General features: G+C 46.6%; 30 protein-coding genes and 2 tRNA genes. 15 read left to right on the forward strand and 17 right to left on the reverse strand.

Annotation, left to right across the window (positions count from 1 at the left end; all coding sequences use genetic code 11):
• The first annotated feature begins 3 nt into the window (after window positions 1-3).
• The 12 genes from QUD86_RS06195 (at window position 4) to QUD86_RS06250 (ending at window position 11,460) form a co-directional block, all read left to right on the forward strand.
• Window positions 4-381: an Mth938-like domain-containing protein gene (locus QUD86_RS06195; protein WP_286295935.1), complete on the forward strand. Its 378-nt coding sequence runs from the start codon at window positions 4-6 to the stop codon at window positions 379-381.
• A complete protein-coding gene (locus QUD86_RS06200; RefSeq protein WP_286295936.1) occupies window positions 381-2,072 on the forward strand; it encodes a glycosyltransferase family 39 protein in 1,692 nt (563 codons plus the stop codon). The genes QUD86_RS06195 and QUD86_RS06200 overlap by 1 nt, the downstream gene beginning before the upstream one ends.
• 19 nt (window positions 2,073-2,091) lie before the next feature.
• Window positions 2,092-3,273, forward strand: coding sequence for a DegT/DnrJ/EryC1/StrS family aminotransferase (locus QUD86_RS06205; RefSeq protein ID WP_286295938.1), 1,182 nt, complete (start codon window positions 2,092-2,094; stop codon window positions 3,271-3,273).
• A gap of 99 nt (window positions 3,274-3,372) precedes the next feature.
• Window positions 3,373-4,320 carry a glycosyltransferase gene (locus QUD86_RS06210; RefSeq protein ID WP_286298694.1) on the forward strand — a complete coding sequence of 316 codons (948 nt, stop codon included), beginning with the start codon at window positions 3,373-3,375 and terminating at the stop codon, window positions 4,318-4,320.
• Window positions 4,321-5,193, forward strand: a complete 873-nt coding sequence (locus QUD86_RS06215; protein WP_286295941.1) for a formyltransferase — start codon at window positions 4,321-4,323, stop codon at window positions 5,191-5,193. It begins immediately after the preceding gene.
• A 20-nt stretch (window positions 5,194-5,213) separates the two neighbouring features.
• On the forward strand, window positions 5,214-6,260 hold the full coding sequence (locus tag QUD86_RS06220) for a bifunctional UDP-4-keto-pentose/UDP-xylose synthase (protein WP_286295942.1): 1,047 nt from the start codon (window positions 5,214-5,216) through the stop codon (window positions 6,258-6,260).
• A gap of 12 nt (window positions 6,261-6,272) precedes the next feature.
• A complete protein-coding gene (locus QUD86_RS06225) occupies window positions 6,273-7,190 on the forward strand; it encodes a polysaccharide deacetylase family protein (RefSeq protein ID WP_286295944.1) in 918 nt (305 codons plus the stop codon).
• Between the two features lie 48 nt (window positions 7,191-7,238).
• Window positions 7,239-7,706 (forward strand): peroxiredoxin, encoded by a 468-nt coding sequence (locus QUD86_RS06230; RefSeq protein WP_286295946.1) that lies wholly within the window; start codon window positions 7,239-7,241, stop codon window positions 7,704-7,706.
• A gap of 233 nt (window positions 7,707-7,939) precedes the next feature.
• A complete protein-coding gene (locus QUD86_RS06235) occupies window positions 7,940-9,604 on the forward strand; it encodes a PhoH family protein (protein ID WP_286295948.1) in 1,665 nt (554 codons plus the stop codon).
• Window positions 9,534-10,130: a C40 family peptidase gene (locus tag QUD86_RS06240; protein WP_286295950.1), complete on the forward strand. Its 597-nt coding sequence runs from the start codon at window positions 9,534-9,536 to the stop codon at window positions 10,128-10,130. Before QUD86_RS06235 ends, QUD86_RS06240 begins: the two co-directional genes overlap by 71 nt.
• A 211-nt stretch (window positions 10,131-10,341) precedes the next feature.
• Window positions 10,342-11,163: a mechanosensitive ion channel family protein gene (locus tag QUD86_RS06245; protein WP_286295952.1), complete on the forward strand. Its 822-nt coding sequence runs from the start codon at window positions 10,342-10,344 to the stop codon at window positions 11,161-11,163.
• 30 nt (window positions 11,164-11,193) lie between these two features.
• A complete protein-coding gene (locus QUD86_RS06250) occupies window positions 11,194-11,460 on the forward strand; it encodes a hypothetical protein (protein ID WP_286295954.1) in 267 nt (88 codons plus the stop codon).
• 74 nt (window positions 11,461-11,534) lie between these two features.
• Here the strand turns inward: QUD86_RS06250 and dnaB are convergent, their stop codons facing one another.
• The 6 genes from dnaB to QUD86_RS06280 all read right to left on the reverse strand — a co-directional run bounded on the left by dnaB (window position 11,535) and on the right by QUD86_RS06280 (window position 15,723).
• On the reverse strand, window positions 11,535-12,974 hold the full coding sequence (dnaB, locus tag QUD86_RS06255) for a replicative DNA helicase (RefSeq protein WP_286295955.1): 1,440 nt from the start codon (window positions 12,972-12,974) through the stop codon (window positions 11,535-11,537).
• Window positions 12,975-12,998: 24 nt separating this feature from the next.
• Entirely contained in the window at window positions 12,999-13,451 is a 453-nt protein-coding gene (rplI, locus tag QUD86_RS06260) for a 50S ribosomal protein L9 (RefSeq protein WP_100378909.1), read from the reverse strand.
• 13 nt (window positions 13,452-13,464) lie between these two features.
• The gene (gene rpsR / locus QUD86_RS06265) at window positions 13,465-13,737 is read right to left on the reverse strand and encodes a 30S ribosomal protein S18 (RefSeq protein WP_011902267.1); all 273 of its coding nucleotides are present in this window, start codon (window positions 13,735-13,737) and stop codon (window positions 13,465-13,467) included.
• A 13-nt stretch (window positions 13,738-13,750) separates the two neighbouring features.
• Complete coding sequence (priB, locus tag QUD86_RS06270; RefSeq protein WP_100378910.1) at window positions 13,751-14,044, reverse strand: primosomal replication protein N; 294 nt, start codon at window positions 14,042-14,044, stop codon at window positions 13,751-13,753.
• Window positions 14,045-14,103: 59 nt separating this feature from the next.
• Window positions 14,104-14,490 carry a 30S ribosomal protein S6 gene (gene rpsF, locus QUD86_RS06275; RefSeq protein WP_100378911.1) on the reverse strand — a complete coding sequence of 129 codons (387 nt, stop codon included), beginning with the start codon at window positions 14,488-14,490 and terminating at the stop codon, window positions 14,104-14,106.
• Between the two features lie 156 nt (window positions 14,491-14,646).
• Window positions 14,647-15,723, reverse strand: a complete 1,077-nt coding sequence (locus tag QUD86_RS06280; RefSeq protein ID WP_286295980.1) for an asparaginase — start codon at window positions 15,721-15,723, stop codon at window positions 14,647-14,649.
• A gap of 71 nt (window positions 15,724-15,794) precedes the next feature.
• Between QUD86_RS06280 and lexA the strand changes: the two genes are divergently transcribed.
• On the forward strand, window positions 15,795-16,514 hold the full coding sequence (gene lexA / locus QUD86_RS06285) for a transcriptional repressor LexA (RefSeq protein ID WP_286295982.1): 720 nt from the start codon (window positions 15,795-15,797) through the stop codon (window positions 16,512-16,514).
• 59 nt (window positions 16,515-16,573) lie between these two features.
• Here lexA and QUD86_RS06290 read toward each other — a convergent pair whose 3' ends face one another.
• The 5 genes from QUD86_RS06290 to uvrC all read right to left on the reverse strand — a co-directional run bounded on the left by QUD86_RS06290 (window position 16,574) and on the right by uvrC (window position 19,962).
• Window positions 16,574-17,035: a hypothetical protein gene (locus QUD86_RS06290; RefSeq protein ID WP_286295984.1), complete on the reverse strand. Its 462-nt coding sequence runs from the start codon at window positions 17,033-17,035 to the stop codon at window positions 16,574-16,576.
• An 83-nt stretch (window positions 17,036-17,118) separates the two neighbouring features.
• A tRNA-Cys gene (locus tag QUD86_RS06295) sits at window positions 17,119-17,192 on the reverse strand.
• A 49-nt stretch (window positions 17,193-17,241) separates the two neighbouring features.
• Window positions 17,242-17,317 (reverse strand) — tRNA-Gly (locus QUD86_RS06300).
• A gap of 116 nt (window positions 17,318-17,433) precedes the next feature.
• The gene (pgsA, locus tag QUD86_RS06305) at window positions 17,434-18,009 is read right to left on the reverse strand and encodes a CDP-diacylglycerol--glycerol-3-phosphate 3-phosphatidyltransferase (RefSeq protein ID WP_286295989.1); all 576 of its coding nucleotides are present in this window, start codon (window positions 18,007-18,009) and stop codon (window positions 17,434-17,436) included.
• 36 nt (window positions 18,010-18,045) lie between these two features.
• Window positions 18,046-19,962, reverse strand: a complete 1,917-nt coding sequence (gene uvrC, locus QUD86_RS06310) for an excinuclease ABC subunit UvrC (RefSeq protein ID WP_286295991.1) — start codon at window positions 19,960-19,962, stop codon at window positions 18,046-18,048.
• Here uvrC and earP point away from each other — a divergent pair.
• Window positions 19,961-21,031 (forward strand): elongation factor P maturation arginine rhamnosyltransferase EarP, encoded by a 1,071-nt coding sequence (gene earP / locus QUD86_RS06315; RefSeq protein ID WP_286295992.1) that lies wholly within the window; start codon window positions 19,961-19,963, stop codon window positions 21,029-21,031. The two genes, uvrC and earP, sit on opposite strands and share 2 nt — an antisense overlap.
• Window positions 21,032-21,118: 87 nt before the next feature.
• The gene (gene efp / locus QUD86_RS06320) at window positions 21,119-21,679 is read left to right on the forward strand and encodes an elongation factor P (protein ID WP_286295994.1); all 561 of its coding nucleotides are present in this window, start codon (window positions 21,119-21,121) and stop codon (window positions 21,677-21,679) included.
• 78 nt (window positions 21,680-21,757) lie between these two features.
• On the opposite strand, the gene nagZ is transcribed toward efp, so the two are convergent.
• Genes nagZ through rnc form a run of 6 tightly spaced genes read right to left on the reverse strand, consistent with a single transcriptional unit; the run spans window position 21,758 to window position 26,505 of the window.
• Complete coding sequence (gene nagZ, locus QUD86_RS06325) at window positions 21,758-22,834, reverse strand: beta-N-acetylhexosaminidase (RefSeq protein ID WP_286295997.1); 1,077 nt, start codon at window positions 22,832-22,834, stop codon at window positions 21,758-21,760.
• A 38-nt stretch (window positions 22,835-22,872) separates the two neighbouring features.
• Window positions 22,873-23,265 carry a holo-ACP synthase gene (acpS, locus tag QUD86_RS06330; protein ID WP_286298697.1) on the reverse strand — a complete coding sequence of 131 codons (393 nt, stop codon included), beginning with the start codon at window positions 23,263-23,265 and terminating at the stop codon, window positions 22,873-22,875.
• A gap of 17 nt (window positions 23,266-23,282) precedes the next feature.
• Window positions 23,283-24,038: a pyridoxine 5'-phosphate synthase gene (gene pdxJ / locus QUD86_RS06335; protein ID WP_286295999.1), complete on the reverse strand. Its 756-nt coding sequence runs from the start codon at window positions 24,036-24,038 to the stop codon at window positions 23,283-23,285.
• Window positions 24,039-24,050: 12 nt separating this feature from the next.
• Window positions 24,051-24,785 (reverse strand): DNA repair protein RecO, encoded by a 735-nt coding sequence (recO, locus tag QUD86_RS06340; protein ID WP_286296001.1) that lies wholly within the window; start codon window positions 24,783-24,785, stop codon window positions 24,051-24,053.
• 5 nt (window positions 24,786-24,790) lie between these two features.
• Window positions 24,791-25,729, reverse strand: coding sequence for a GTPase Era (gene era, locus QUD86_RS06345; RefSeq protein ID WP_286296003.1), 939 nt, complete (start codon window positions 25,727-25,729; stop codon window positions 24,791-24,793).
• Between the two features lie 2 nt (window positions 25,730-25,731).
• Window positions 25,732-26,505, reverse strand: a complete 774-nt coding sequence (gene rnc, locus QUD86_RS06350) for a ribonuclease III (RefSeq protein ID WP_286298699.1) — start codon at window positions 26,503-26,505, stop codon at window positions 25,732-25,734.
• Window positions 26,506-26,527: the final 22 nt, after the last annotated feature.

Genomic DNA, 26,527 nt, shown 5'->3' on the forward strand with positions numbered 1-26,527 from the left:
CTTATGAAGCTTCAATCAGACCCCCATTCTGGTATTAATACTATTACCGGTTACGGTGATGGCTATGTAGAGATCAATAAGACCCCATACAGCCATGCGGTTTTAGTCAGCTCAGGCGGGGGCATATTGGATTGGCCGGTCACTACGTTTGATGACCTCACTGCAACTGATTTCTCTCAAATGGCTAGTTTGAAGCCCGAATTAATCCTCATCGGCACCGGTAAACGCCAGCGCTTTCCTAAGCCAGAGCTCCTAAAAACACTTATTGATGCCAAAATTGGTTTTGAAGTGATGGATTCTCAGGCAGCCTGCCGAACCTACAACATCTTGGTAGGTGAAAGCCGCCAAGTGCTGTTGGCGCTAATTGTGGAAGCCGACTAATGCAATTTGGCCAAAGTAGGCAGTCTGCCGCCTTCAATCCAGCAACCCTCTTGATTCTGGTTCTGATCTACGGCTTGCTATGGTTCGGAACCCTTAATTTTCGCCACCTCATCCCCTCTGATGAGGGCCGTTATGCTGAAATTGCTCGAGAGATGCTCGTGACGGGCGATTGGGTTACCCCTAGGTACAACGGCTACAAGTATTTTGAGAAACCCCCCCTCCAAATTTGGGCTACTGCCGCCGCATTCAATCTTTTTGGAATCGGCGACTGGCAAGCTCGACTTTGGACTGCATTAACTGGTTTTCTCACCATCCTATTTGTCGGTTTTACGGGTGCCCGCATCTTTAGCCCTCGGGCGGGCTACTTAGCGGCACTCGTACTGGCATCTAGCCCAATGTGGGTCATCAGCGGTCATGTGAATTCTTTGGATATGGGGCTTTCAGCGTTTTTGGTCGCCGCTTTATGCAGTCTTTTATTGGCTCAAACTTCCGCGCATCAGCACGCTCGTCGAAATTGGATGTGGGCTTGTTGGGCATTTATGGCCCTAGCAACGCTATCTAAGGGGGTAATTGGCGTAGCTATCCCAGGCATGGTTTTTGTCTTCTACTCCGTTACGGCATGGGACTGGAAAATTTGGGAACGCCTTCATATTGTTAGCGGGACATTACTGTTTCTCGTGATTACTGCACCTTGGTTTGTATTGATTGCGCAACGCAATCCCGAGTTTTTAGAGTTCTTTTTTATTCATGAGCACCTGCAGCGCTTTACGCAAACTGCACACAGCAGAACTGGCCCGATCTACTATTTTCTCCCCTTACTTCTACTGGGATTTTTGCCGTGGATAGCCCAAATTCCTGGGTCCATTAAGCAGGCATGGCAAGAGCGCAATCGCGAGTTTTCTAGCGCCTGGTTGTTAACTTGCTGGTTTGTTGTCATTCTTGGATTCTTTAGTATTTCTCAATCCAAGCTTCCCGGTTACATCATCCCCATTTTCCCAGCCCTAGCCCTTTTAGTAGGCAACAGCTTAGATCGCCGCTTGGAGCTTAACAAAGGGCTCGGGCTACCTTGGCAAGTGCAAACCCTGTGCTTTGTTGTTCTGGGCGGTGTTGGATTTTTCTTCTTAGGTGAAGTTGGTAGACAAGCCAGACCTGATGAAGTTGAGTCATACGCTCAATACACCTACTGGGTTATTGCGGCACTGATCACGCTAATGTCATTTAGTTTGCTGGCATTCGCGCAAAGTAAGCGTAATAGCTTGGCCAGCATCAGCAGTTTTGCAAGTGGCTTTTTCTTGTGCGCTCTTATTGCGGGTACGGGACACGAAACTCTGGGGCGCGCTGTCTCTGGGATCGACTTAGTTAAGCAGGTGAAAGCAGGCATCCCTGAAAATACTAATTTTTATTCCGTCAGAATCCTCGATCACACGGTACCTTTTTATTTAGGCAAGACCATGATCATGGTGGAGTTTTCAGATGAGCTTACATTTGGCGTGCAACAGCAACCCGATTTATGGATGCCAACACTGGCATCATTTATTGAGCGATGGAAAGAAGACGTAACAGCGTATGCATTGATGGTTCCCGAGCAATATACGGAATTGCAAAAGCTCAATGTGCCGATGCAAGAGGTGGGTAGAGACTCGCGACGAGTGATTGTGAAGCATCCTGAAGCTGTTAACCCTGCTCCATAATTCAATCTGAAAGCCCGCCATGTCGAGTCACGAAAAAACACTTCCCATTACTCCCTTCATCCCCTTTACTAGGCCGCATTTCAACCAAGAGACGATCGATGCCGTTGCTGAGGTACTACGCTCAGGCTGGGTTACTTCTGGCCCTAAATTAGCGGAGTTTGAAGCAGCCTTGAGTGACTACTTTGGCGGGCGTCCCGTACGTTGCTTCGCCAATGGCACGGCCACGATGAAAATTGCACTACAGGTAGCCGGTATTGGGCCGGGTGATGAAGTCATCACTACCCCAATCTCCTGGGTTGCCACCTCAAATGTGATTCTCAGTGTTGGGGCAACGCCAGTATTTGTAGATATTGACCCCGTGACCCGCAATATTGATTTGAATAAGGTAGAACAGGCGATAACCCCCCAAACACGTGCCATCATGCCAGTCTATTTGTCAGGGCTGCCCGTTGATATGGATCAACTGTATAGCCTTGCAAAAACGCATCAGCTACGGGTGATTGAAGATGCAGCGCAAGCATTTGGATCGCAATGGCATGGACAGAAAATCGGGAGTATCGGTGATCTGGTGAGCTTTAGTTTTCAGGCGAATAAGAACTTATCGACTATTGAGGGAGGTTGCCTCGTATTTAATAACACTGAAGAAGCCAAGCTCGCCGAGAAGTTTCGATTACAGGGTCTTACTCGCCATGGTATCGACGCAATGGATGTAGACGTGCTGGGCGGTAAAGATAACCTCACTGACGTTAACGCCGTGATTGGCCTACATCAACTTTTAGAGCTTCCCAAATTTCAAGCAAGAAGAGGTGCGCTAGCCCGCCAATATTTTGATGCGATTCGCAGTGAACTCAAAGCTGCTGGTTTGGAGAACCTCCCCTTAGAATTGCCGGTAGAAAACTTTGGCGATACGAACTGGCATATGTTTCAGGTCGTGTTGCCGCTAGAGCAACTACAAGTGGATCGCGCACAAGTGATGACGGAGCTGAAAGACCTTGGTATCGGTACCGGCGTTCATTACCCAGCCATTACTGGATTTACGCTCTACAACAATCTAGGTTATCAACTTAGCGATACTCCGATTGCGCAGCGTATCGGTCGCTCCATTTTGACCCTACCCCTCTTCCCTGGAATGGCTGATGAAGATATCGGTCGCATCGCCGTTGCCCTGGTAGGCATTTTGAAGAAATATACAAATAAGTAAGCGCTGGAAGTGAGTTCTGAGACGGCGAATTCTTCAGAATTGAGTGGAAATACTAAGATCAGGCAAAATTAGGGGATGACTGCAAATTTAGCGACCCAAGTGAGCAATCCCGTACTGAGCATTGTGATCCCCGTATATAACGAGGAGGATGGCTTACAAGCACTCTTTGACCGCCTATATCCCGCCCTAGATACGCTTGCCTCTAAGCGCAATCTTGCCTATGAAGTTGTTTTTGTAAATGATGGCAGTAAAGATCGTTCGGCAGGGATTTTAGCTAGGCAAGTCGAGCTTAGACCTGATGTAACTCGCGCCGTGCTTTTTTATAGCAACTTTGGCCAACACATGGCGATCATGGCTGGCTTTGAATATGCCCGCGGTCAATACATCATTACTCTAGATGCTGATCTGCAAAATCCGCCCGAAGAGATTGATGCTCTTACCCATGAGCTGCTCAATGGCCATGATTATGTTGGCACCATTCGCGCCGATCGCCGAGATAGTTTTTTTAGAAAAATTGCCTCACGCGCAATGAACCATTTACGTGAAAAAATTACCCGCATCACAATGACCGACCAAGGCTGTATGTTGCGCGGCTACAGCCGACGTATTGTTGACCTCGTTCGACAATGTGATGAAAGCAATACCTTTATTCCAGCGCTCGGCTATACCTTCTCCGCTAATCCTAAAGAGATTTCCGTCAAGCATGAAGAGCGCTTCGCCGGTGAATCTAAGTACAGCCTTTATCAATTGATACGCTTAAACTTTGACTTGGTTACAGGCTTTTCTGTAATGCCACTGCAAATCTTTTCTATTTTAGGTATGTTGCTGGCCATGGCCGCTGGCAGTCTCTTCATCTACTTACTCGTGCGCCGATTTATTTTAGGTGCGGAGGTAGAGGGGGTCTTTACCTTATTTGCTCTAACCTTCTTTTTGATTGGCGTCATGCTATTTGGCTTAGGCTTACTCGGTGAGTACATTGGCCGCATCTATCAACAAGTACGACAGCGTCCCCGCTATGTTGTACAAACTGTTTTAGAGAAAAAATAATTGCGCGCAGTCGTTTTTGCTTATCACGACGTTGGCGTCAATTGCCTGAAGGAGCTCCTTGCATCAGGGGTTGAGGTAGGCCTTGTTATTACTCATCAGGATGATCCCGATGAGAATATTTGGTTTGGGAGTGTTCTAGCACTCTGCCAAGAACGGCATATTCCTTATGTCACGCCAGAAGCGAGCGAACTCAAAAAACTTATTCCGCAGATTACTGCATTGGCCCCGGATTATGTATTCTCTTTTTATTATCGCTATATGATTCCAGCCGATATTTTAGTTTGCGCCAAGATTGCCGCCCTGAATATGCATGGCTCCCTACTCCCGAAATACCGAGGACGAGCGCCAGTCAATTGGGCCATTTTGCATGGTGAAACCCGAACTGGTGCCACGCTACACGTCATGGAATCCAAGCCAGATGCGGGCGATATTGTTGGTCAATCTGCGGTAACTATTGGACATGATGAAAACGCTACTGAAGTTTTTAGCAAGGTGAGTCAGGCAGCAGTAACGGTTCTCAAGCAAGCGCTGCCGGAACTCATGCAAGGCCAGGTTCCAAGAAAACACAATCATCTGTCCCAGGGTAGTTATTTCGGTGGCCGCAAGCCCTCCGATGGGCAGATTTTGTGGGCGCAGACAGCTAAACAGATACATGATCTCGTCAGAGCTGTCGCCCCACCCTATCCAGGTGCTTTTACAGACTGGCAAGGAAGAACGATGATTGTTGCTAAAACAAGCCTGGAGGGGCCTTTTCCGGCCGAGCTAGATCTTGGGACACCCGGTATCCAAGTGGTTGATAATCAAGTATTCGGCGTTTGTGGCGACCAAAGATCGATAGCAATATTAGAGTGGTCTCCCAGCAAAACACATTAGCTTAAAACGAGGCAGTAAAAATGAAAAAAGTACTCATTCTTGGTGTAAACGGCTTTATTGGACATCATCTATCTAAGCGCATCCTAGAGACAACCGATTGGGATGTTTACGGCATGGATATGCAAAATGATCGTCTTGGTGATTTAGTCAACCATCCACGGATGCATTTCTTCGAAGGTGACATCACAATTAACAAGGAATGGGTTGAGTATCACATTCGTAAATGCGATGTGATCTTGCCCTTGGTAGCTATTGCTACACCCGCTACCTATGTTCAGCAGCCATTGAAAGTATTTGAGCTCGATTTTGAAGCCAACTTACCTATCGTTCGCTCAGCAGTGAAGTACAAAAAACATTTAGTTTTTCCATCTACGTCTGAAGTTTATGGCATGTGTGAAGATGGTGAATTTGATCCCGCTGAATCGAATATGGTTTACGGCCCCATCAATAAACCACGCTGGATCTATGCCTGCTCCAAGCAGCTAATGGATCGGGTCATCTGGGGCTATGGCATGGAAGGCTTGCGCTTTACGCTCTTCCGCCCATTTAACTGGATCGGCCCCGGCCTCGATAGTATTTACACTGCCAAGGAAGGCTCCTCACGTGTTGTCACTCAGTTCTTAGGTCACATTGTTCGTGGTGAACCCATTAACTTAGTAGATGGTGGTGCCCAGAAGCGCGCTTTTACTTTCATTGACGACGGTATTGATGCATTAATGCGCATTATCGATAATAAAGATGGTGTTGCTAACGGCAAAATCTATAACATTGGCAATCCAAAAAATAATTTTTCTGTTCGTGATCTCGCTAATCAAATGTTAGCGATTGCACGCAGTATTCCAGAGTATGCAAAGACGGCAAATGATGTCAAGGTTCTAGAGACGACCTCAGGCGCTTACTATGGCGAGGGTTATCAGGACGTACAAAACCGAGTACCTGCTATCGACAACACCATGAATGAACTCGACTGGAAGCCAACTACCTCCATGGACGATGCCCTCAAGAATATTTTTGAAGCTTATCGAAACGATGTAGAAAAAGCACGCCACCTAGTCGACAGCGAATAAGTAAACCGGTCTATGGCAAAAATTGCACTCAAGGTTGATGTTGATACCTTACGCGGGACTAAAGAAGGCGCCCCTAATTTAGCGCGCACCTTCAAGCACTTTGGCCTAAAGGCTACCTTTCTATTTAGCTTGGGACCAGATCATACCGGTTGGGCCCTTAAGCGGGTCTTTCGTCCAGGATTTTTGAAAAAGGTCAGCAGAACCTCTGTTGTTGAGCATTACGGCATCAAAACACTGCTTTATGGCGTTCTGCTCCCCGGTCCCGATATCGGCAAGCAAGCGGCCGATGAAATGCGCTCAATCGATTTGGCTGGGCATGAAACCGGGATTCATACCTGGGACCATACTGCCTGGCATGATGCTGTCCGTAACAAAGATGCCCATTGGACAAAAACCCAAATGCAAAAAAGCTGGGATCGCTTTGTAAAGATCTTTGGGCATGTACCCGCTACCTATGGCGCTGCCGGCTGGCAAATGAATGAAGCCGCATTTGAGCAACTGGATCAATGGGGGCTGAAGTACTCCTCAGATGGAAGATCTGCACCCAATCTCATGCCTTATCGCTTGATGTTGCCATCAGGGAAAGCTAAGCATGTACAGTATCCAACCACTTTGCCAACCTTTGATGAGCTCATTGGAATTGATGGCGATAACGCATTCGACGCTGTTCAAAAGCTACTGAAGATCACCCAAAGCAATCCGAATGATCAAGTATTCACCCTGCATGCCGAGCTTGAGGGGCAGAAACTATTACCCGCATTCGAGCAGCTATTGGCGGGCTGGTTAAATCAAGGGCATGATTTAGTCACAGTGGGAGAGCTTCATCAGTCCTGGGAAGCAACTAAACAACTTGATAAACTCGCCGTTCAACCGGTAACGTGGGGTGAGATTGCCAATCGAAGTGGTGAGCTGATTTTGCAAGCAACTTAAGTTACAGTAAAAATACAACATTAGAAAAAATTAAAGAAAGAAATTATCATGACTGTAGCAATTGGTAAGCCAATGCCTCCATGCGCAATTCCAGCAACGTCGAATCTAACCTTTACGCCAGATTCTGCGAAAGGCAAGAAGTTAGTAATCTACTTTTATCCTAAAGATATGACGCCAGGATGTACGGCCGAGTCTGGTGAGTTTCGAGACAACATTGAAGCCTTTACTCAAGCTAATACTTTGATCGTTGGCGTTTCTAGAGACACCCTAAAATCTCACGAAAATTTTCGTAGTAAGTTAGAACTGCCTTTTGAGTTAGCCGCCGATACAGAAGAAATCCTCTGCCAACTTTTTGGCGTTATGAAAATGAAAAATATGTATGGCAAGCAGGTACGCGGTGTTGAGCGTAGCACCTTCCTTTTTGATTCCTCAGGTACTTTAGTGAGAGAGTGGCGCGGCCTCAAGATTCCGGGACATGTGACAGAGGTATTACAGGCAGCTCAGGAAACAAATTAATTTTTAGAACAATTTCATCCGGGGCACTTGCAAAGACTTCGATTTGGGGTAAAGTTAGTAATATGCACCGAAAGCGATGTGGAAGATCAGTGGTTCGCTTAACTCAGCAGCTTGGACATCACAGTACAAGCCTAATGAGCGCCTCACCCCGTTTAATCGATCGTTTTAAAGTGAATTTCGCTATAAACCGTCACTGCAATTTGCATGGCGGTTTTTTCTTTTAGGAGAGTTACATGCCATTACCCCCCATTCCCACTCAAATTGCTGGTCAAGTCAAGCTGAGCGCTAAGGACACTCCTAATTTGAAGAGGCCTCCCGCCCCGGTAAAAACACTTGTGCTGGAAAGCGATAGTCCGGCTTGGGCGAATGATGCTGAAGATTTTTCTGAGGTAGAGGTTGTGCTCGAGCAAATGAAGAGTGATCAACGTCCCCCACGAATAGAGCGTACTGGAAATAAACCTGTCATTGCCCCAGAAAAACAAAGGCGCATGACTCGTTCCGGGCCTCCAAGTCTGTTTGTCCTGGATACCAACGTGCTCATGCATGATCCAAGTTCTTTATTCCGGTTCTCTGAGCATGATCTATTTCTTCCGATGACCACTCTGGAAGAATTAGACAATCACAAAAAAGGAATGACTGAGGTTGCTCGTAATGCTCGCACTGTCAGTAGGTCACTAGATCAATTAGTGGCTGGAACTAGTGGCACATTGGATGAAGGTATCCCTCTGAATAAACTAGGTAACCAAGACGTATCGGGCCGACTGTATTTTCAGACTAAATTAACTACGCTGACATTACCAGAGGGTCTTCCTGAGGGTAAGGGGGACAATCTTATTCTGGCAGTAGTGAGCGAACTTCAAAAAACACGTAAAGGCCAAGAGGTAGTGTTGGTATCAAAAGATATCAACATGCGCATTAAAGCGCGTGCCTTAGGATTGCCTGCAGAAGACTACTTTAACGACCAAGTTCTCGAAGATCGTGACTTGATGTACTCGGGTGTTTTAGCGCTACCAGCAGACTTTTGGCCAAAGCACGGTAAAGACATGGAAAGCTGGGCCGATGGAAGATCTGGCACGATGTTTTATAGAGTATCCGGCCCCACCGTTCAAAGCATGCTGGTCAATCAATTTGTTTACCAAGAAAATCCGGATGGCTCAACACCCTTTTATGCTCAGGTACGAGAGATCAACGGCAAGACTGCATTACTACAAACTTTGAAGGATTATTCACACCAGAAAAACAATGTCTGGAGTGTGACGGCACGAAATCGTGAGCAGAACTTTGCGATGAATATTCTCATGAACCCTGAGGTAGACTTCGTTACTTTGCTTGGTCAAGCGGGTACCGGAAAAACACTTCTTGCATTGGCAGCAGGTCTAGAACAGGTTCTGGATAGCAAGCGCTATAACGAAATCATCATCACGCGTGCAACTGTCCCCGTTGGCGAAGATATCGGCTTTCTACCGGGCACCGAAGAAGAGAAGATGCAGCCTTGGATGGGTGCGTTTGATGACAACCTTGAGGTCTTACAGCGTAATGAAGATAATGCTGGTGAATGGGGTCGCGCTGCCACCCAAGAATTAATTCGCTCAAGAATTAAAGTGAAGAGCATGAACTTTATGCGAGGTAGAACTTTTGTAAGCAAGTTTGTCATCATTGATGAAGCGCAAAATTTAACGCCTAAGCAAATGAAAACTCTGGTAACGCGTGCCGGACCTGGAACCAAGATTATTTGCCTTGGAAATATTGCTCAAATCGACACACCTTACCTCACTGAAGGCTCCTCAGGTCTGACCTATGTTGTAGATCGTTTCAAAGGCTGGCGTCATGGTGGTCATGTCACCTTGGCCCGTGGTGAACGTTCTCGCCTTGCAGATCATGCTGCTGAAGCACTCTAAGCAAACCTCCTTATGCCGCACTCTGATCGGGTGCGGCATCACCATCAGTCTCATATTCGGAATACAAGGCTGCAGCTCATTCAATGCCCGCTCCAATGCCAGCAAGGTGAGTCAATTTAAACAAGATGCTAGCGCTGGAACAGAAGATATTTCTATTGCTGCGATAGGCTTGGTAGGTGTTCCCTATCGATATGGGGGGAATAATCCTAAGGCAGGATTTGACTGTAGCGGTCTTATTGCTTACGTTTACAACAAATCGGCAAACATTAAACTGCCTCGCACTATTCAGGAGATGAGCAGCAAAGGCAAAAGTGTCGACAACCAAGCCCCCGCACCAGGTGACCTCATCTTTTTTAATACGACAGGTGAAAAATACTCCCATGCCGGAATTTATGTTGGGCAAGGTAGATTCGTGCATGCGCCAAGCGCGGGTGGAACAGTACGCCTGGAATACATCACGACACCTTATTGGGCCGCTCGATTTACTGAGGCCAGAAGATTAACCTCAGCAAATCAACTGAACTAAATTACAAGCCCGCCATCTAAGTAGCAATGACTGCCTTCCCGTTTAGATCATATAACAGCTACATGCCGCTACTTATATGCATAGAGAGTAAATATTCGAGTTTTAAGGTAAGAGCCCATTCACTCCAAGGCTAATACCTCTTTAACTAATAATCAGAAATAATAGTTATTATTATTTACAAACTCCTTACTTAATCATCAGGAAAATCCTAATGCAAGACATTGATTTAAATCACATTCAACAGATTTTAGTAACAGTTGGCACAGATGTTGGCCTCAAGATATTAGCCGCCATTATCTTTTGGGTTATTGGTAGATGGTTAATTGGAGTTGCCTTAAACATTCTTCGCAGGGGATTGGAGCAGCAGCATCTAGATCCAACGATTCTTCGTTATGTTGGTTCCGTTGTTTCGGTTACCTTAAATATTCTGCTGGTGATTGGCATCTTGGGTTATTTTGGAATTCAGACAACCAGCTTTGCCGCTTTAATAGCAACTGCCGGTATTGCAATCGGCGCGGCATGGGCCGGCCTACTGTCTAATTTCGCAGCGGGTGTATTTGTGATTGTGCTTCGCCCTTTTAAAGTCGGTGACTTTATTACTGCCGGTGGTGTTACAGGAATAGTCAAAGAGATTGGCTTGTTTTCATCGACTATTTATACCCCTGACAATATCGCCACCATGATTGGTAACACCAATATTTTGGGCGGTACTATTCAGAACTTTAGTCATAGTCCTTATCGCCGCGTTGATCTCAAATGCCAGATTTCTGGGGCTGCCGATCAAATAGCTGCAATGCAGCTATTACGTGAAAAGATCTCCGCCATACCGAATGTATTGCAAGATCCAGCCGTGGAGGTCAATATTTTAGAATTCAATCTGGTTGGCCCGGTATTGGCAGTGCGGCCATACTGCAGTAACGATCATTATTGGCAGGTGTATTTCGATAGCAATCGCGTCATGAGTGAATCATTGACTGCTGCCGGCTTCCCGGCGCCGATTGCCTCACAAAATATGATCATGAAACAAATTTAATTTCGCAATAACCAACCAGGAGAAGTCAAAATGAAGAAAATCATCATCGCTTTGAGTATTGCCCTAAGCTTTGCCATTCCCTCTATAGCATTAGCCGATAAAGCAGCCTGCGAAGCGAATGCAGTTAGTAAGGAAGGTAAGCCTTTATACGGAGCCGCTAAAGATGCATCCATTAAAAAATGTATGGGTGGCGCAGCGATTGATAAAGGCTGTGAAGCCAAGGCAGTGAGCAAAGATGGAAAGCCACTCTATGGCGCAGCTAAAGCAGCCTCCATCAAGAAATGCGAAGGCGCTTAAGCTTTATTGCATATTAGTCGCAAAAAGCCTCGCTATCAATGCGAGGCTTTTTTTATTTTACGTGGTCATGGAACTTAGAAAGGTTCGTACCCACCACTAGAGTAGCCGATAGAACCTGCTGCCAAATTATCAAACTTGGTATAAGGACCTTGCCAGCTTAATCGTACAGTACCAATCGGTCCATTACGCTGCTTGCCAATGATGATCTCTGCCATTCCTTTATCAGTTGTCGTATCTGGGTGATAAACCTCATCACGATAGATAAACATAATTAAGTCAGCATCCTGCTCGATCGCACCCGACTCTCGCAAATCAGACATGATTGGCCGCTTATTGGGACGTTGCTCAAGACCACGATTTAACTGTGACAAGGCAACAACCGGGCATTGCAATTCTTTTGCCAGGGATTTGAGGGAGCGTGAAATCTCAGAGATTTCTGTTGCACGATTCTCAGAACCTGATCCACTCATGAGCTGCAAGTAGTCAATGACAACGAGGCCTAGCGTGCCACCGAAATTGCGAGCAATCCGCCGCGCGCGCGCGCGCAACTCTAGGCTCGATAAAGCGCCAGTCTCATCAATCAAAATTTGGGTATTACTGAGTCGTGCGATCGCATCCGTAACGCGTGGCCACTCATCGTCCTGTAATTTTCCCGTTCGCATTCTGCTTTGGTCAACGCGCCCTACAGAGCCCAACAAACGAGAAGCCAGCTGCTCACCTGACATCTCCATCGAGAAAACCACGACTGGTAGACCTTCGGCTAATGCTACGTTCTCTGCAATATTTAAGGCGAACGCAGTTTTTCCCATGGAGGGTCTTCCAGCAACAATGACGAGGTCACCTTTTTGCAGGCCGCTCGTTTGCTTGTCCAGGTCAATAAAACCAGTGGCAATACCAGTGATATCGCTGCCGCCTTGACGGTTGTAAAGCTCATCAATACGGGCAACAACAGTTCTTAAAAGGGGTTCAATTTCAAGATAGTCAGCTTTGCGACTACCCTCTTCACCGATTTGCAAAATACGAGATTCCGCCTCATCCAACAGTGTTCTGACAGAACGCCCTTCGGGGACAAATGCGGAGTTGACAATATTGTCAGATACTTCAATCAAGCGACGCAGAATACTGCGATCACGCACAATATCGGCATAGCCTTTAATGTTTGCGGCACTTGGTGTGCTTTGCGCTAGGGAATTTAGGTAATCTATCCCAACCAAATCACCACCCTGCTCAGACTTAACAGCCTCATGAACAGTAATGACGTCAGCAGGATGATTATCACCAACCAAACGTTGAATGACCTTATAGATCAAAGCATGTTCAGGGCGATAGAAATCTTTATCTGTTAACACTCCGCCTAGGCGATCCCAGGCTGCGTTATCGATCAGCAGACCGCCGAGCAAAGACTGCTCGGCTTCTACAGAATGTGGTGGTACTTTTAAAGCCTGAATGACTGGATCCCCAGACCCCATCATGCCGGAATTAGGCATAAGGGGACGGGTGCGGGATTCAGCCATGAGGCTAGCTTACTGATTAAAAAATTACGCTTGCTCACCAACAACACGAATAGTGATGTCGACCACAACGTCGGTATGAACTCCAACCGCTACAGGGTGATCACCAACCATTTTTAATGGGCCAGTAGGCATACGTACAGAAGCCTTTTCAATCACAAAACCTTTAGCTTTTAAAGCATCAGCGATGTCATGATTGGTTACAGAACCAAACAAACGACCGTCGACACCCGCTTTTTGACGAACCTCGAGAACTAAGTCTTTGAGCTTTGTGCTGACCACTTGCGCAGCAGCTAATTTCTCAGCAGCTAACTTCTCTAACTCGGCGCGACGAACTGCAAAATCAGCAATAGCTGTTTCAGTAGCACGACGGGCTTTGCGTTGAGGAATAAGGAAGTTGCGAGCGTAACCATCTTTAACGCGAACGATGTCGCCAAGGTTACCCAAGTTGATTACTTTTTCTAGAAGAATAATTTGCATTGAGGGCTCCTAATTATTTCTTGTGTTGATCGGAGAATGGCAATAAAGCCAAGTAACGAGCACGCTTAATAGCAGTGTCTAGTTGACGCTGATACTTTGCTTTTGTACCTGTTAAACGTGCAGGAGTGATCTTGGCGTTTTCGCCAATGAAGTCCTTCAATGTATCGACATCTTTGTAGTCAATCTGCTCTACACCAGCAACAGTGAAACGGCAGTAACGCTTACGCTTGAACAATGGGTTCTGAGCTGGTTTCTTTTTGAAATCGGGTTTCTTTCCAAACGCCATGATGATTTCCTCTTTAATTTTTCAATTGAATATGGGTGATATGGAAAACTAGTCTTTGATTGCGTAGAGACTTTGGCGCTAAAAATCCTTCAAATACTGCCTGGGCTCCTAAATCCATTTGCTCTAGACCCTTTTGTATTGGGCCGATTGCTATGGCTTCAACGTTCATCTGAATTTTCCTAGCTACTCCTACTTCGCTAACTTCGCCGCTATGTTCTAGCTGGCAATGCATGACGGGTATTCCGGCTGGGGTAAATCGAATGGCGTCTTTGGATACCAAGAGTGCAGTAAGGCTGAAATGATTCAAAGCCGCTCCAATACTCTGATCCGCTCTCTAATCCTTGTCTTCCTCTTCAAATTTCTAACTTAAGCCGCTGCTGCTGCAGTAACTGCAGGAGCTTCGGTTTGAGCTGATTTGCGCGCTTCTTCACGATTCACTTCTTTCATCATGATCGAAGGCTCAGTTTCAGCTTTCTTCGTCTTGATAATGAGGTGACGCAAAACAGCATCGTTAAATTTGAATGCATGCTCGAGCTCATCCAGTGTTTTCTGGTCGCACTCAATATTCATACAAACGTAATGGGCTTTAGCAAGCTTATCAATCATGTAAGCCATCTGACGACGACCCCAATCTTCGATACGATGGACCTTGCCACCGGCTGCAGCTAATGTCGCTTTGTAGCGATCAATCATTGCAGGTACTTGCTCGCTTTGGTCCGGGTGGACGATAAAGACGATTTCATAATGACGCATCAAACACTCCTTAAGGATAAAGTCACCTGGTGTTGTTACTCATTTCTGATGGTTGTGAAATGAGCGCCAGTGTGACAAGGTAGTAACAAATTGTAGGTATTGCTTACAACGAATTAACTGCATTGTTACTGCATATTTACTGCTATTTTTACTGCCCTACCGAATTACTGGTAAGTTCGCTATTCTAGCAAAAAAATCCTGCCAAGTCAGGGCTTTACCGGCTATTTTTGCTTGCTGTGCTGCGTAGAGTGCCAGTTGCAAGGCAATTCTGGCCCTGGGAGCAGAAAGCGCCCCTGAAGCCATGCATCCCGCTAAATCTATTTCTGGGATATTGGCTAAAGTATCCCCAGCCCCCGTCCTACTCGTTCTAACTAAGGCAACTTGTTTTGAAAGGGCCCCTTCTAAAGGGATTTTCCAGGCATCGTGAAACCCCCCTGAGCCAGAGCCCGCCAGAATCAATCCCTCAACCTTGCTTGTAAGCCAGTGACTAATAGTTTGACTGCGAGCACCGGCATGACTGGTCAAAATCTCTACCCAGGGCCAATCACCCGCACCAGGAATCGGAAAATCTTCGATCCAGGCAGCCTGAACCGCCTTCACTCCAGAAAGCCATGAGGGGTTAATCAAGGTTACAGAGCTAGAGGGGGAGCTCTGTATGGGGGCATTCAAGGCTGTAGCATGGCGTTTTGATAAATCCATCGCCAAACAACCGCGCCCACTGAGCACCGCATAAATTCCGCCCGGACAGTTTTCGGGCGGGGTGGATGCCCACCTTAGGGCATCCAGTAGATTGGATGGTCCATCAGCATGTGGTGCGTTACTCGGAAGCATAGAGCCAGTCACAATCACCCTCTTACTTTGCTTAAGCGCTAATTTTCCACATGTCGCCTGAAGAAATAGACCCGTCTCTTCCATCGTATCGGTGCCATGAGTAATGACTATCCCTTTTACCGCAGCATCATTGAGGGCCTGCTGAACCACCAAACCAAGCTCCGTCATAAGCTCTTCGCTCATATTTCGGCTATTGATGTTAGCGACTTGGCGAGTAATCAGCTTTAAGCCAGCAGGAACAGCCTCTTCAATCTGACTGACTAGATCTTGAATATCGACCTGTCCAGCACGGTATTGCAAGGGGTTCTGCTCAGGGTTTGGGGCAATCCCTGCAATAGTGCCGCCCATACCTAAAATCAAGATATGGGGGGATTGCTCAGTATTTGGTGAATATAGACTCATATCGCATTATCTTCTGCTTCTTCCCCTCTAAACTCCTTGAATTATCAATTTGTGCTGTATACAATCCCAGTATGGATATAAATACAGTCGAATTTACTGAGGAGCTGACTGCCCTCCCAAAACTGACTTCACGCCAAAGTCAGATTCTGGACTTAATTACCAATGCCATTGATGAAAGCGGCTCCCCACCTACGCGGGCAGAAATTGCCACCCAACTAGGGTTTGCATCGGCTAACGCAGCCGAGGAACATTTACGAGCCTTGGCAAAAAAAGGCTATATCGAGTTGACCCCAGGAACCTCTCGTGGCATTCGGATTCCACAGCGCTTTAATCAATCGCATAATCCAAATAAATATCGCCAGATGTCTTTGCCCTCTGGCGCGCTTCAACAACTCACACTCCCCCTTATTGGTCGTGTCGCTGCAGGCTCTCCCATCATGGCCATCGAGCATATTGAAAAACAAGTACCGATTGACCCAAGCTTATTTAGCAAGGGTGCAGACTACTTGCTGAAAGTTGTCGGAATGAGCATGCGTGATGCAGGGATTTTGGATGGCGATTACTTGGCAGTAAAGAAAACTACTGAAGTTCGCAATGGCGATATTGTTGTTGCTCGTCTAGACGATGAAGTTACCGTCAAACGTTGGAACCAAAAGCAAACTGCAGGCGGTATGGTGGTGGAGCTACAAGCTGAAAACCCTGACTTCAAAAATATTCTCGTGGATAGCCGTCAATCAAATTTTGCTATTGAAGGACAGGCAGTTGGGTTAATTCGGGCTGGCGGGCTGTAAGCCGCAGACTCTAAAACAAAAGGCCTCATTAAGAGGCCTTTTTCAATTGCAGGGAAAAGTTACTTTTTAATCGGCGCAATCACATTGGCATTTTTAGGCGATGCGGTAATAGTGATGATGGTCTTTGGACCAGCAAAAGAACCCTCAGTCACTTCCACCGTAGATGTGCGATCACCTTTAGTAAAAACCAAAATACTAGTCTTAGACTTCACCGCACTAATCGTCGTCCAACCTACCTTGGGGTATTCCGCCTGAAAGAAGGCGTAAATGTCTGTGGGAGATTGCACGCCCGATAAGACAACTCGACCCACCCAACTATCGCCGCGCCCAATGATTAGCGAATCAGAGCCAATAATCCTGGATGCCGCAGGTAAAGGCATGTCACCCAACAGTTGTGCTTGTATTTCTTGTACTTCACTTGGAGTGCCGGTTGGCGAATCGCCTGAGGATACACAGGCAGGCAACAGCAATGCAGCTACTGCCATTGCAGCAATGGTTTTTAATTGACGTAATTGAATCATGCTCTTGCTCCAATAATAGATATGACGAAATACTTTTCTTAAAATATTTTAGGTGCAATATCATCACCGCCAAACTAAATCACTGGAGGCGCGTGAGGGAATCGAACCCCCGTACGAAGCTTTGCAGGCTCCTGCCTAACCACTCGGCCAACGCGCCAGAAACTAAAATCAAAAATGGGAAGCTTTTCAGGGCTTCCCATCGAACTTGGAGCGGGAAAGGAGGTTCGAACTCCCGACCTATACCTTGGCAAGGTATCGCTCTACCAGCTGAGCTATTCCCGCATAACAGGGCGACAGTTTAACAAACATTTGGCCAAAGGTCACTAATACTTGCAAAGACAAGCAACATTAGGCCTGCATTATTTGCTAGAGCCTTTTATAAATTGAGGCGACAGCCTTTATTGGGCTTTATCAATCAGCTGAGGTAAGGCCTTCTTCAAGTAATAGAACATCGACCAAAGCGTTAAAAAACAAGCAATCCAAATAAGCCAAGTCCCTAATCGGGCGCAATCTAGCCAACCAAATAAAGTGTCATTCAGCAATAAAAAAGGAATGGCGATCAGTTGTGCAGTCGTTTTTAACTTCCCCACCAGATGAACGGCAACACTTTTTCCAGCTCCCAAGAGCGCCATCCACTCCCGAAGAGCGGAGATGGTGATTTCACGTCCAATAATAATGAGGGCCACCCAGACCTGAACGCGATCCATATTGAGCAGTACTAATAGCGAGGCAGCAACGATGAGCTTATCCGCCACAGGATCAAGAAATTGACCAAACGCCGACTCCTGCTTCATGCGGCGCGCCAAGAAACCATCCAACCAATCAGTCAGTGCAGCGAATACAAAAATAATCGTGGCAACAATATTTTTCTCAAAGGGAGAAAGCCAGCCATTGGGAAGATAGAACACTGCAACCAAAAGCGGGATTGCGGCAACGCGCAACCAAGTCAGCGCAATAGGTAGATTAAAAGGCATAACTCAAGGATAAACCAATGGACTGGTCTGGGGAAGTCAATGTAGCTGTCGATAAATTTGCCCAGCCAAGGCCGTAGATATGCCTTCGACACCAGCTAGTTCCTCAATCGTGGCATTAGATACACCGCGCAGCCCTCCAAAGCGGGCGAGCAGCTTTTGGCGACGCTTTGCGCCAATACCCTCAATCTCCTCCAACTGTGAGACCGTTCGGGCTTTTGCGCGCTTCGCCCTCATCCCTGTAATAGCAAAGCGATGGGCTTCATCTCGAATTTGGGCAGCCAGCAATAAGGCGGGGCTATCAATACCCAACTCTAGAGATTTACGGCCATCAGCAAATATTAAGGTTTCTAGGCCAACCTTACGCCCTTCCCCTTTGGCAACACCCACAATCAAACTAATATCCATACCGAATTCAGAAAGTACTTGTCTTGCCATCTCTACCTGACCTTTACCTCCGTCCACCAGAATGACTTGAGGCAATTTCTCAACCGGCAGCTCCTGAAAATTTGCATAGCGTCGCTGCAATACTTGGCGCATCGCTGCGTAGTCATCGCCCGGCGTGATGTCGTTAATGTTAAAGCGACGGTACTCACTATTTTGCATCGTATTTTTTGCATACACCACGCAAGAAGCTTGCGTTGCCTCGCCTGAGGTGTGGCTTATATCAAAACATTCAATTCGAAGTTGCTCTAGACTTTCTAACTCGAGCCCTAAAATATCAGCTAACGACCTTGCTCTGGCTAATTGACCGCCAGTCTCTACTAGCCGTTTAGCGATAGCAATCTTGGCGTTCCCTTCTGCCATTGAAAGCCAGTGGCGCCTCTGTCCTTGAGGTTGATGTAAAAACGTAATGCGCTTACCCGCCTGCGCATTCAGAAGATCATGCAAGCTTTCTGGAGGCGCCTCATCTAATACCACCCCATCATCGCCTGCTCTTTGTAAAGGGTGATTCAATATAAGGACTGGGGGTATGAGATTAGTCGTAGCTTCACTATCCTCCACTTTGTCTTCTAAATAATGCTGAGCAATGAACGCCTCTAAAATTTCTGTGGGCGGAGGTAACTCACCCGCTTGGGAGCGTAAGCCTTTCGGAAAATAAGCGCGATCGCCTAAATGACGCCCACCTCGAATCATGGCCAAGTTCACACAAACGACACCCTCCATTTGCGCAACGGCAATGACATCCACATCACCCTCACCATCAGCTACTGTATCCATCGATTGTTGCTGTAAGACACCAGAGAGATCAGCAATCCGATCCCTTAAGACTGCAGCCATCTCAAACTCCATTGCTTCGCTGTAGACGTGCATTTCTTTTTCAAGCTCAGATAAGACTCGGCCGTGATCTCCCTTTAGGAAACGACTTGCTTGCGCTACGTCTTGGCCGTATTGCTCAACACTCAAGCGCCCTACGCATGGTGCACTACAACGATGAATTTGATGCAACAAACAGGGGCGACTGCGGTTCTTAAATACTGAATCTTCACAGGTGCGCAGGCGAAAGACTTTTTGTAAAATTTGCACACTGTTCCGTACCGCCCATGAATTGGGGAATGGCCCGAAATATTGATTCCGCTTGTCAATCTTTCCTCGATAGGAAGTTAATCTCGGAAATTGATGCCCTGTTAACATCACATACGGATACGATTTATCATCTCGAAATAAGATATTAAAAGGCGGGGCCAACTCCTTAATGAGATTGTTCTCAAGAATTAATGCTTCTGTTTCTGAGCGTGTTACCGTAGTTTCATAGCGAGCAATCTTGCCCACCATCAACTGAATACGGGGCGAAAGCTGCGTTCGCTGAAAGTAGCTAGAGACCCGTTTTTTGAGGTGGCGCGCTTTACCGACATACAAAATATGTCCCGCTTCATCAAAGAAACGATAGACCCCCGGCAATCCGGGCAGCCGTTTAACATCCTGATAAAGGGTTTCAAAAAGCGAATTACTCATGCGTTGGGATATTTTCTGTCAAATCGTCGATAACTATGGTGATGCTGGTGTTTGCTGGCGTCTAGCGAGAAGCTTAACAAGCCTTCACGGCCAAGAAGTGCGTATTTTTTGTGACGACCTGCAAACTCTTAATTTACTCGCTTCTGGTGTGGATGATCAACTCAAACGATCGATCCAATTACTACCCTGGGAAGCAAGCTTAGATCATAATCGCCGCCCCATTATTACGCCCGATATTGTTATAGAGGCTTTTGGATGCAAATTACCCGAGCGTTATGTTGCAGGCCTTCTCATTGCCCCCAAAAAGCCCATCATCATTAACTTAGAGTATCTCAGTGCCGAACCTTGGGTGGTGGATTTTCATGGAAAGGCTTCCCCGCAGGGGCACGGCCTTTCTAAATATTTTTTCTTTCCAGGCTTTCAGACGAATGCCGGCGGTATTTTGCTCGACCCCATTCCGAATCTGTCGGAATTAGTTAAAGCGCCCACACCGCAAAGTCTTAAAAAAGGCTGGTCAAAATTACGGCCTAATACCAGGCGGATTAGCATCTTCTGCTATCCAAGCGCCCCTTTACTAAAGTGGCTAAGCGACCTTGGCGCATTGGGTGAAAACATAGATATTGTCTTAACGCATGGTCAGTTAGAGCAATTAAGACTGAGTGCCGGCAACACCATCACACTCCCCGATTGCCTCAAACTGATTTCTATTCCCTTTGTATCCCAAGATGAATACGACTGGGTACTCTCGCAATGCGACTTCAACATCGTTCGAGGGGAGGATTCCTTTATTCGGGCACAACTAGCAGGCAAGCCCTTTATATGGAACATCTACCCACAAGAGGATCGCGCTCATGAAGTCAAACTGGCCGCTTTTCTGGATTTATATTTAAAGGAGAGTCCGCCAGATCTGAGAATCGCAATTACCGCTGCAATGACATGGGCTCTACCCAGCCAGTGGATGCGCTCTTTAGAGCCTTGGAATACCCATGCGCAGGCTTGGCGCGCTGATTTACTGAAAAAACAGGCTGATGGTGGTCTAGCTGCCCGTCTACTTAGCTTTGTAGCCTGATCTTGTGCAGATTAGGCTGCTGGGCGGTTACAATCTTGTTTTTGAGACAAACCGCAGATCATTTACTCTGCAATCAGGACTAGCACGATGAAAACAGCACAAGAACTCCGCGTAGGTAACGTAGTAATGATCGGCACCGATGCCATGGTCATTTTAAAAGCAGAATACAGCCGCTCAGGCCGCAACTCTTCTGTTGTGAAAATGAAATTTAAAAACTTGCTTTCTGGAGCGCCAAACGAAGGCGTATTTAAAGCGGATGACAAGTTTGACGTTGTGATCCTTGATAAGAAGGAGTGCACCTACTCTTACTTCGCAGATCCAATGTATGTCTTTATGGATACCGAATACAACCAGTACGAAGTGGAATCTGATTTCATGGGTGATGCATTGCATTACCTAGAAGAAGGTATGCCATGTGAAGTTGTATTCTATGAAGGTAAGGCTCTTTCTGTAGCGATGCCGAATTCTTTGGTTCGTGAAATTATTTATACAGAGCCAGCAGTCAAAGGTGACACCAGCTCAGGCAAGGTACTAAAGACGGCAAAATTAGCTACAGGCTACGAGCTACAAGTGCCTTTGTTTTGCAACACAGGCGACAAGATCGAAATCGATACTCGTACCGGTGAATACCGTAGTCGCGCCAACTGATCGGCAGCGCCTAAACTCATCAGCAGAAAGCCCGGCATGCCGGGCTTTTTTAATGCTGCATGGCTTATCGACTATTGATTACTGAATAAGCTTAAGCTGCTTGAGTAGGCCCTTAGCGTGTTGGTACTCAGCCTCCATCTGTAGAGGACTCCACAATAGCGCTGTAGATTGAGGCATCAGACGATTTAAACGAGTCATCGACTCAGCTTGCTTCGCTTTTGTCACCGTGAGCTCATTGAGTAATTGATCGGCGAGATCGGGGCGGTTACAAATGAGCACCGCATCACATCCAGCATCAAGCGCTAATTGGGCACCTTTCACAACAGAGCCCGCAACACTAGCACCCTCCATCGATAGATCATCACTAAAGATTACCCCCTCAAATCCCAAGTCTTGACGTAATACAGAATGCAACCAAACCTTAGAAAATCCAGCGGGATGTTTATCTACCTTTGGATAAATCACATGCGCTGGCATGACAGCCGATAAACTTAAATCTAACCAATCATAGGGCTTGGCATCATCATTGAGGATCTCATTTAATGAACGCTCATCTACTGGAATAGCCACATGAGAATCGGCCTCAGCCCAACCATGACCCGGAAAATGCTTTCCACAATTGGCCATGCCGCCCAAGCGCAAACCCTCATTAAGACTTTTAGCCAAGGCAAATACAATTTGTGGATCACGACTAAAAGCGCGATCGCCAATGACTGCGCTACGACCAAAATCTAAATCCAAGACTGGGGTAAAACTAAAGTCCACACCACAAGATCGCAATTCAGAAGCAAGAACATAACCACAAGCAGTGGCTGCAGCCATTGCAGTAGCTGCAGATTGAGCAGGATAGATACCTTTAGCCTTGGCCGTCCACAAATCACCTAATCGACGCATGGCTGGTAGGTGCGTAAAACCATCAACCCTACAACGCTGTACCCGTCCACCCTCATGGTCAATGGAGATCAATACATCGGGGCGTAAACTTTTGATCTGTGCCGTCAGCTTACTCAGCTGCTGACGATTGGCAAAGTTTCTACCAAACAAAATAACGCCACCAGTCAGGGGATGTTTTATGCGGCGGCAATCCTCTGCATTCAGTTCAAGACCCATGACATCTAGGGTAATAGGGCCCGGCTTCATAGTAGATTTACTCATTGATACTCTTCAATATTAAAAGGATTGCTTATCTATGTTTACTTTTGAATAACGATGACATGCGCAATTGCCATATTCAACTCATCACTAACAGTTACCTGAGCCTCCCAATTACGCTCTTGCATAAATATTGCCAGAGCCCCTAGGTAAGAGGTGATCGGTTTACCACTTGGCTCATTGAGTGTTTGCAAGGAGCGCCATGTCATAGGCATTCTCATGCCTAGACCAATAGCCTTGGAGAAAGCCTCCTTAGCGGCAAAGCGTGTGGCTAAAAAAGCAATGCCTCGCTTGTGATTTCTAGTAAGACGTTGTTTGAAGACGATCATCTCATCGGGCCCCAATACCTTTTCAGCAAGACGCCCTTGAGTTCGATCATAAGCAGCCTGAAGGCGTTCAATCTGCAAGATATCTGTACCAATACCAATAATCATGGGGAGATAAAAATCCGTTAAGCGTGCGCGCGGCCTTGGGCCATGAGCAACGCCATATCTGTAATCGCCTTTTGCCAACCCTTAAACAAGGCCTCGGCAACAATGGCATGTCCAATATTGAGCTCCGATAGCTCTTGAATACCGGCCATAGGTATTACATTACCTTCATGCAGACCGTGCCCGGCATTAACCCTTAAACCAATACTCACACCAAACTGCGCGGCTTTACGAATGCGCTCTAATTCCTGCTTCTGTTGATCGCCATTCAAATCCGCATAACGACCCGTGTGTAATTCCACTACAGTAGCCCCCGCATCTTTAGCGGCTTGTATTTGCTTTTGTTCTGGATCAATAAAGAGGGATACCCGAATACCGGCTGCTTTGAGTTGAGCGGTAGCCGCTTTCACAATATCAAAATGGGTCAACACATCAAGGCCGCCCTCAGTAGTGACTTCCTCGCGTTTCTCAGGAACTAGGCAAACATCATCAGGCCTCACCTCACAGGCAATACGAATCATCTCTGGAGTAACGGCGCACTCTAAGTTCATGCGGGTTTTAATTAAAGGACGTAAGGCTAATAGGTCTGCATCTTTAATGTGGCGACGATCTTCACGCAAATGTAAGGTAATTAAATCGGCTCCTGCTTCTTCTGCCAAACGAGCGGCCTTTAAAGGATCAGGATAAACAGTGCCACGTGCATTGCGCACAGTAGCCACGTGATCAATATTGATTCCGAGCTCTAGTTTTGAGATAGTAGTTGATGTCGTATGCATATCAATAGATTACTAGATTTTCTTGAGGTCAATTAAAATTTGACGGGTTGTCAACACTTGATCTTGCAAATGTAGGCCCAGTAAAAATCGCATCAGCTGCTTACTCTCAGCAAGAGTATCCACATCAGAAAAGTCACCCACAGTAATGGCCAACAAAGATCTGCCGCTAAGAACGGGCCAATGGCCGGGATCATCACTCTGTGCTGGCCTCACACCACGCTCGGGTTGATAGACATACTGCTCACTCGATATCGGGGCGCTGTTGGTCTCGACGCAGCGATCTAAGGCTGCAGCATAACCCGTCTCCTGCAGCAGCGTTAACTCAAATGGACGCAGAATTTCTTCTAAACCCTTAGATTGAAACTCGAGATTAGACAGTGCAGAGATGGTGTCGGTGTAGTGGTCATACAGTCTTTCGTAATCATCTTCACGCGCTAGAAATTTCACCAGCAATTCATTGAGATAAAAACCACAAAGTAAGGCATCGCCCACCAGAGAGGGGGTGCCGCCTACCCACTCTGATTTAGTCAACGTTCTGAGCTCTGATTTACCACTCCAGGAAACTAACAGAGGCTGAAATCGCTGTAAAACTGGGCGCAATACAGAGTGTGGGCGCTTAGCACCTTTAGCAATCAAGGCCATACGACCATACTGCCGCGTAAAAACATCCAGAATTAAACTGGTCTCCTTATAAGGAATGCTGTGCAGGACAAAAGCAGGTTCATCAGCAACCCGAATAGAAGCCATAGAATTTACTCTAGACCCTGTGCTCGCAATTCGGCGCGGTCATCCGCCCAACCTCGCTTTACCTTGACCCAAGTTTCTAAGAATACCTTGCCGTCAAATAATTTTTCCATATCAATACGAGCATCGGTAGAAATCTTTTTTAAGCGCTCACCTTTTGCACCAATAATCATCGCCTTATGACTATCTCGATCTACTAGAATGGTTGCTGCAATACGGCGCATTTTGCCATCCATCTTAAATTGATCAATCACAACTGAGCTGGTGTAAGGGAGCTCCTCACCTGTGAAACGAAATACTTTTTCACGTAAGATTTCTGCTGCCAAAAAACGCTCACTACGGTCAGTGACCGTATCACCATCGTAAACAGCTTCGCCTTCAGGCAGGTAGCCCTCGAGTACATCAAGTAAGCGCTGGACGTCCCCAAGGCTTTTTGCACTCATCGGAACAATCTCGGAAAACTCACACTTGTTTTGATCCTCGTGACCACCAAGGTCACTCCAAGGCTGGCTCATTTCTTTCATAAAATTGAGCAAGGCTTGATCACGCTCAGAAGGCGTCTGAAAACGACTATTGAATAAATCCAATTTATTAAGCACTAGTACCACTGGCAAATCGTTAGGCAATAAGCGCAATACTTTTTTATCATCCTCACCAAAGTATCCAGCCTCAACGACATAACAAGCAACATTGACATCTTGCAATGCAGTGGTCACTGTGCGGTTCAAAGCCTTGTTTAATGTATTCATTAACCTAGTCTGAAAGCCCGGCGTATCAATAAAGATAAACTGCGCCTCCTCGCGATTCTGAATTCCCAAAATACGATGGCGTGTGGTTTGCGCCTTACGAGAAGTAATACTTATTTTTTGGCCAACCAAGGCATTCAATAAGGTAGATTTACCCATATTAGGCCGCCCAACAATGGCGATGGTGCCGCATCTAAACACGATTAGCCCTTCAGCTTAAGATTTAACTGCTCTTCTGTTGCTACTTTTTTTGCTGCATTCTTTTTTGCAGCGCGCGTTTTTTTCGGCTTACCCAGCTCCTGTAGCAAGGCTTTTTGTGCCAGCACTAATGCCAGTTTTGCAGCAGATTGTTCCGCAGCGCGACGTGACGCGCCGTCACCTTTAACCGATACCTTCAAGCTGGGAATTAAACACTCCACCTCGAATTGCTGATTGTGTGCCGCGCCAGTAGTTCCGGTAACGTTATAGGTTGGCAAAGGCAACTGATAGCTCTGCAGACACTCTTGCAACAAAGTCTTGTCATCCTTTCCTAAAGTCTTAGGATCTACATTAGCCAAAATAATCGAATAGAGCCGACGCAAACAGATTTTGGCAGCATCAAATCCACCATCCAAGAAGATTGCCCCAGTAACAGCCTCTAACGTGTCAGCCAGAATGGATGGTCGACGAAATCCGCCACTCTTGAGCTCACCTTCCCCCAGACGTAGATAGTCTGATAAGGAGAGTGATTGAGCGATCTCATACAGAGCCTGCTGCTTAACTAAGTTAGCACGCACACGTGAAAGGTCACCCTCATCTAAATCTGCATAGCGCTCGTAGAGCATTTCTGCGACGACGCAATTAAGAATGGAGTCTCCTAAAAACTCTAAACGCTCATTATTTTTCTTGCTATGACTACGATGCGTTAGGGCCTGATTAAGCAACTCTAATTTTTTAAAGGTATAGCCCAACTGGGCCTGCAAAGGACCAGTTGCCATCACGGCTCGAGCATTCATGGCC

Source organism: Polynucleobacter sp. TUM22923 (assembly GCF_030295705.1).
Classification (GTDB): domain Bacteria; phylum Pseudomonadota; class Gammaproteobacteria; order Burkholderiales; family Burkholderiaceae; genus Polynucleobacter.